We start from the raw sequence: 1423 nt of genomic DNA on the forward strand, positions 1-1423 counted from the left end.
CAGAAAAAGCAGGTAGGAAAATATGTATGTCGGCGTCAAGAACCTAAAAAAAGATATCGAAGACGGAGTACATTTGGGTTCTTCCTTACTTACTATGCTAAATCAATAGTTAAAGGCGTAAAATCAATTTAACAAATATGTCAAAATGTAAACCAAGTCCTTGTCAGGCTTGACATTTCAGCTAATTTGATTGTTAACTATAAAATAGTTACAAGATTTTTGGGGAGCAAATTATAGTCATGACCACAAAAAAGGGTACTAAATTTCTAACAGAGCTACTGAATATACAAGGAATTAAAGTAACTCAAATGACTCAAGTACCGTACATAGGAATAATCTTACAAGTTGAGTCAATCCATAAAGAAAGTCATTGTCATAGATGCGGTACAAAAAGTAATAGATTACATCAAAACCATCGATACTTAGTAAAAGATTTCTCCTGGGGAGAAAAGCTAGTATTTTTAGAAATAAACAGACGACAATTTAAATGTAAAAAATGTGGCAAACCATTTAGCGAGAAATTGGACTTTGTAAATAACCGAAGAACTTATACAAAACGACTAGCCGATACAATTATTAAGTCTGTCTTGTCAAGTGATATCAATAATGTAGCCAAAGAAGGAGTAGTAACAACAGAAGAAATAGAAAGAATGTTGTCAGATGCCTCACAAGAATTATCGTCAAAACCATCAGGCTTAAAAAAGCTAGGAATTGATGAAATAGCGTTAACTAAAGGTCAAGGAAATTACTGTGCGGTATTAACGGATTTATCAACATCTAAATTAATTACGATTATCAAGGGAAGAAAACAAGAAGACATTGAGCCAGTCCTTAATTCATGGGGATTAGAGGTTTTAGAACAAATAGAAGAAGTAAGTATAGATTTATGGAAAGGTTACAAAACCTTAGTAGAAAAACTCATGCCAAATGCTCAAGTAGTAGCGGACAGATTTCATGTAATGGTACAAGTCAATAAGGAATTAGATAGAGAAAGAAAGCGTGAAAGAAGGGAAATCATAGATTTAAGTAATAAATCTAAATCACCTCAAAGAATAGCAGAATATAAAGAGATATTAGACGGATTGAATGGCAGCAAATATGCGTTACTAAAGAATGAAGAGAGTTTAAAAGAAAAGCAAAAGAGCAAATTAATGTCAGTTAAAAAAGTGTGTCCTCGGCTAGCAATAATGCATAAATTAAAAGAAGAATTCCGACAAATATTTGAAAATAGAAAAACTAATTGGTTGAGGGCATTATTGAGAATTGGGAGCTGGCAGCAAAGAGCAAAAAAATATTTTAGTTCCACTGTAAATACTATCACTAATTGGATCGAGGAAATAATTGCTGTATCGGCTCAATAAGTAGGGGTAGCAGTTATTCTAGTTGCCAAGATAAGCCCAAGGGATGAAGAGAAGACTTGGAG

1 protein-coding gene is annotated in these 1423 nt (G+C 33.1%); it reads left to right on the forward strand.

Features of this window, described 5'->3' with window-relative positions; all coding sequences use genetic code 11:
- The first annotated feature begins 239 nt into the window (after positions 1 to 239).
- Positions 240 to 1361: an ISL3 family transposase gene (locus Q5691_RS27525; RefSeq protein ID WP_333348411.1), complete on the forward strand. Its 1122-nt coding sequence runs from the start codon at positions 240 to 242 to the stop codon at positions 1359 to 1361.
- Positions 1362 to 1423 lie beyond the last annotated feature (62 nt).

The organism is Microcoleus sp. w1-18aA5 (assembly GCF_036701705.1).
In the GTDB taxonomy this organism is placed as follows: Bacteria; Cyanobacteriota; Cyanobacteriia; order Cyanobacteriales; family Microcoleaceae; genus Microcoleus.